Source organism: Zongyangia sp. (genome assembly GCF_965361945.1).
In genome coordinates this window covers 1-5518 of the sequence record NZ_CBDTOK010000120.1, presented here as the reverse complement: position 1 = coordinate 5518, position 5518 = coordinate 1, and the positions used below count along the sequence as shown (strand labels likewise).

The 5518-nt window shown below is 49.3% G+C and carries 5 protein-coding genes; all 5 read left to right on the top strand.

Annotated features, from left to right (window positions below; all coding sequences use genetic code 11):
- Positions 1-1012 (top strand): hydantoinase/oxoprolinase family protein (locus ACZ25G_RS07790; protein WP_463682079.1); only part of this gene is annotated, 1012 nt, incomplete at its 5' end.
- A gap of 55 nt (positions 1013-1067) precedes the next feature.
- On the top strand, positions 1068-1526 hold the full coding sequence (locus ACZ25G_RS07785; RefSeq protein WP_463682078.1) for a cytosine permease: 459 nt from the start codon (positions 1068-1070) through the stop codon (positions 1524-1526).
- The gene (locus ACZ25G_RS07780) at positions 1523-2620 is read left to right on the top strand and encodes a purine-cytosine permease family protein (protein ID WP_463682077.1); all 1098 of its coding nucleotides are present in this window, start codon (positions 1523-1525) and stop codon (positions 2618-2620) included. The genes ACZ25G_RS07785 and ACZ25G_RS07780 overlap by 4 nt, the downstream gene beginning before the upstream one ends.
- Before the next feature lie 88 nt (positions 2621-2708).
- On the top strand, positions 2709-3923 hold the full coding sequence (locus ACZ25G_RS07775; protein WP_463682076.1) for an aminotransferase class V-fold PLP-dependent enzyme: 1215 nt from the start codon (positions 2709-2711) through the stop codon (positions 3921-3923).
- A 39-nt stretch (positions 3924-3962) separates the two neighbouring features.
- Positions 3963-5518: hydantoinase B/oxoprolinase family protein (locus ACZ25G_RS07770; RefSeq protein WP_463682075.1), on the top strand; the 1556-nt coding region annotated here is incomplete at its 3' end.

Below are 5518 nucleotides of genomic sequence, written 5' to 3'. Positions count from 1 at the left end.
CGTTGGTCCTCAAAGTGCCGGGGCCAAACCTGGGCCAGCATGCTATGGGCAGGGTGGAACACAGCCCACCATTACCGATGCCAATCTGGTGCTAGGCCGTATAGATCCAGACCATTTTTTGGATGGAAGAATGAGACTGGATGTAGAGGCTGCCCGAAAAGCTGTAGGGAATTTTGCGGCTAAGTTTGGTATGGATATTCCCACAGCGGCAGAAGGGATTCTAGCCATCGCTAACCATAAAATGGCTGACGCAATTCGAGAAATTACGGTGCGACGTGGTATTGACCCGAGGGAATTTACTTTGCTGGCCTTTGGTGGCGCAGGTCCTATGCACGCAGCACATATTGCGGAAGAATTGGGGATTGAAGAAGTTATGGTACCGGCTGTTCCAGGAGGTTTTTCCGCTTGGGGAATGCTGCAAGCTGATATTCGTCATGATGCAGTCCGGACGCAGATGGCCCCTATGGATGAGGTGGCAAGTGAAACTATCGACCAAATTTTTGACGTATTATATGAAGAACTATGTGGGGTTCTGAAAAAAGAAGGGATATCCCCAGAAAACGCCACCTTCCATAAAGCTATGGATCTTCGGTATGTAGGACAGGAGTTTACTATCAACCTGCCGGTAGATGACGCGTCAGAGCAGGTGTTTAATAAAGAAATTACAAAGAGAAATTTCCACAGTTTGCATGAACGACTGTATGGTCATTCCGCTCCTGGCGACCCTGTAGAAATGGTCAATTTAAGGTTAAGCGTTATGGCTGCGTCAAACAAAGTACCGGCATCTCCAGCGGGAAATGAAAAAGTAGCCCCCAGCCCCATTCGAGAGTTTCCCGGTGTATTTGACTTTAGAGAGCAGACGGTAAAAGTCTATAATCGTTCTGATCTTAATACACAGTGCTGCATTTACGGACCGGCTGTCATTGTGGAATTGACAGCGACTACCGTCGTCCCACCAAAATGGAAGCTGACAGTCAATGAGATGGGAAGTATGGTTATGACAAAAGAATAAAGGGCTTAAATACAAATCGTATTTAATACAATGAAACAATAAAGGAGGAACCCAAATGGCAGATACGGAGATGAGAACTGTAGAGTCCAAAGCTGTAGCAGAAGATATGGCCCTAGATGTGATTCCCGCTGAGAAAAGGACAAAATGGACCAATGCAGCTGCGGTCTTCGCTGGCTGTGACCTGAATATTCCCATCATTTTTGTGGGTGCCACACTGGCTCAGGGGCTACATTTTATTACGGCCTTCGTGGTTATGCTGGTCGGGTTAACTCTGGCCCAGGTTTACACTACAATTAACGCTGCTGTCGGCGCCGATACTGGACGGCCAAGTGCCCAACTGACCCGGTGTGCCTTTGGCAGTATCACCTCCCGCACCTTGATTTCCTTTTTGCTTCTTTATATGAATATGGGTTGGTACGGCTCTCACGTGGCTGTAGCCGCCAGCGCTGGCCTACAGGCGTTTCAGGTGGATCATACCGACCCGGCGAATTTTGGATCTATGCCATTGTTATGATTTTCATTGGCTTGATTTTTGTGATCCCCGCCCTCAAGGGCCAGAAAATCATCGCCAAAATCAGCAAAGTCTTGGTACCCCTAGTGCTGATTGTCTTTGCTTATGCCATCTTCCGAGTATTTCAGAACCTGGGAGGCTTTGGCCCTGGCCTTAAAGCTCTCATTGAAAGTGAACCAACTAGCCCCATGTCTATCACTTCTGCAATTGTTCTTCTCCTGGGCTGCTCTGCTTGCCAGTGGCTTATGTTCTCTGATTACTCCAGAAGTGATCCGAAAATCATGCCGGATAGTGTTCTGGCGCCATTTGTCGGTAATATCCCCGTCTGTTTCTGCATTTATGGCATTGGTATCATCCTCTCTACCACTTCTGGCACATGGGACATTATTGCGATTATGTCTAATGAATTACATATGGGCGCTTTGGCACTGCTTTGCGTATTAATCGCCCAGATGACCACCATGGTGGTTGCCGCCTACTCCTGCGGTTTAGCTGTAGCAAATATGTTTAATATTAAATCCGCGAAAGGGAAGATGTGGGCTACCATTGGCACGTCAGCTATCGGTACTGTCCTGGCCCTTACCGGTATCTTAACCTGGCTGGACACCTTCTTACAGTCTATTGCCATCCTTTTTGCACCCATCGGCATTATCCTGGCCATCGATCATTATCTGATCCGCCAGAGAAAGTGGGAGGATCATTCCGGTATTAACTGGATCGCTCTGGTCGCTATGATTATTGCCTGTGCGGCGGCTACCTTCATCCCTATCGGCTACTCAGCGTTTACCTCCATGTTTATCGCCGGAATTCTTTACTATATAGGGATGATCATCCAAGCAAAAGTAAAGCCCTGCAAGTACACGCCGGAAGCTTGGAAGAATGGTAAAATTGTACTCACTGGCGAAAATAAAATCTTTCTGTTTGGCGTATTAGGCGGTGTTTTTATTAGCTTTATTGCCCCCTTTATCCTTCCATCGCCGGCCTGTGATGTAGTGGCAGTGATCGGTGGAGCTATTACCCTGGTTGCTTTTATCATTTCGGTCAAAGGCCACACGATTTTTGGCGGAAAAGAAGGAAAAGCGAAGACAACGATCTAATTATAAGCTTATTTTTCCGAGAGTTCGCTGAACTTCAAAGAAATATGTCATTTCCACCGCTTTCTAGCGGATAAAACAGAGGCATGTTATGGATATAAAAAAACTTCGGAATGATACACCTTGCGAAAATATTTATCTCAACCATGTTTCTACCTCCGTGCCCCCACGGCAGGTGATAGAAGCTACGCAGGAGTATTTTGATATTGCTGTCCGTTATGGCTCCACCAGCGCTAGAGCCCAGGAATTGACAGAGGAACGTTTTATCCGGGCAAAACGCAGTGTTGCCCGCCTTATCGGAGCGGGGGAAGGGGAAGTTGTCTTTACACCCAACGGAAGCCAGGCCATTGGTATGGTAGCAGCGGGGCTTCGGCTGTCTCCCGGTGATAATGTGATTGTGGATGAGATGAGTTTCATCAGCAACGTTGCTCCCTTTTTGCGGCGCAAGGAGATTGACGGAATTGAAGTGCGTTTTATTCCTGCGAAGCTTCCCGGCCTCATTGACCTAAACGCGCTGGAGCATCTCATTGACAAAAGGACAAAAATGGTCTCCCTATGCCATATGGCCAATAATTTGGGAATGGTGCAGCCGGCCGAAGCCGTGGGGAAGATTTGCCGGAAGGCGGATGTCCTTTATATGCTGGATGCGGCCAATACAGCGGGGATCATACCGATCAATGTGGATGAAATCGGATGTGATTTTCTGGCGGTGTCGGGCCGTAAATACCTACGGGGCCCTGCGGGATCGGCGTTTCTGTACGCCCGGACATCCAAGGTGGAAGAAATTGAGCCGGTATTTGCGACCTGGAACAATGGCACTTGGGATTGGCGCCCGCAAGACTGGGATTGGAGTAAAAACCATTTCATCCCCCACACAGGTATCCAGCGTATGAACTTCGGAGAGGTTAACTTCCCTGCCGCCTTTGGATTAGGTAGGGCAGTGGAGTATCTGGAAGAAATCGGTGGCGTTTCCCCAGTCAAAAAAAGGATTGACATGCTTTTAGATCGGATGATCCAGAAGATGCGGCAGATCCCAGGAATCAATATCTACGGTTCGCACCGTGCAGCAGACCGGGGAGGGATGATCGGCTTTCAGGCTGAAGGGATTCCCTTTGCCGCATTGGGGCGGTATATAAACGATCACAATGTGGGAATTATGGCCCATAGCTTTTACAGCCCCGGTGTACTGCGGCTTTTTGGAATCGAGGGTGTTGTTCGATACTGTATACACTGCTGGAACACCGAGGAGGAAGTGGACTATGCTGTTTCATTGTTAGAACCAGAGCGCCTTTCTGGACTGCGTTAGGCTCCACCCCAAAAATGAGAGCAAAGGAGATTGAGAATCATGAGCAATAAAGTCAGCCCTATTGTTGTCGAGATTGTGCGCAATGCGCTGAACTCGGCGGCCCATGAAATGAACAATAGTCTGGCCCGCAGCGCCTTCAGCCCTTTGATATATGAGATGAAGGACTGCTCCGTGGGTATCTTCGACGTGGATGGACAAATGCTGGGACAGTCGGCGGGACTCCCCATCTTTCTTGGGAATCTGGATATCTGTATAAAGATCCTCAATGATACCGTTGGTATCGAATCCCATCGGGAAGGCGATCTATATATCATGAATGATTCCTATATGCAGGGAACCCACGTAGGTGATTTTACCACTGTGTCCCCGATCTTTTATCAGGGAGAATTGGTAGGATTTACTGCTACCCGCGCCGCTATGCTGGATGTAGGAGCAAAGGTGCCGGGAGCTTGCATTGATTCCACGGATATCTATCAGGAGGGTATCCGTATGCCGCCGGTCAAGCTGATTGATCAAGGAGTACTACGGGAGGATGTGCTCAATCTGATTGCCTTGAATAGTCGTTTCCATGCGGCGATGAAGGGAGACATCGGCGCTCAGATCGCAGCCAGCCGTACTGGAGAGAAACGCTTTGTAGAGATTATTGAGCGCTTTGGCCTAGATGTTGTGAGAGAAGCTACCAGGGAAATTTTCCGTCAGGCCGAGCAGTTGGATAGGGAATTTGTCAAAACACTGCCTGATGGCACCTACTATGCGGAAGGGTGTCTGGATAATGACAACTATGATCTGGAACATCATGTAAAGGTCTGCTGCAAGGTCATCGTAGATGGCGATAATATGACCATTGATCTGACTGGCTCCAACAAAGCGACCAAGGGGGCGGTTAACTGTGGCTTTGCCCAGACCATTGCGGCGGCCCGGGTAGCGTTTAAGGAGCTTGTCAATCCAGATGCCCCAATTTGCGGAGGAAATTTTAGAAATCTAGATGTCATTGTACCGCCTGGTTCTATTTTCGCGGCAGAGGAGCCTGCGCCTTGCCAGTGGTATTTTTCTTCCTTGGGGCTCCTCATTGATCTGGTCATCAAAGCTTTGGCAGAAGTAGTCCCTGATAAAGCGGCAGGCGCTCATTACGGGGATTCCATGGTCATCTTTTTCTATGGAACCAATCCCCGCCGGGACGGTCAGTTCTTCACCTCCTGTGAGGCTACCGTTGGCGGTTGGGGAGGATTCCAGGGAGGCGACGGGGAATCGGCGCTGATCAATATGGTCAATGGCGACTTTAAGAATCTTCCGGTTGAATTTGTGGAGCATACTTATCCGTTGGAGGTTCAGTGTTACAAGATCCGGCAGGACTCGGAAGGAGCTGGAAAGTACCGTGGCGGCTGCGGCGTCATCCGCCAGTATCAGGTTGAAACTGATGACTGCGCCATTGGCACCTGGTTTGAGCGTTCGGTTACCCCCGCCTGGGGCTTACTGGGCGGCGGCGATGCCGCGCCTCCCATTGTGGTCGTGAATCCGGATACACCGGAGGAAAAGAGGTTTCTCAAAGGCGCGGATATGCGACTGAAAAAGGGAAGTATCGTACGCCTTTACAC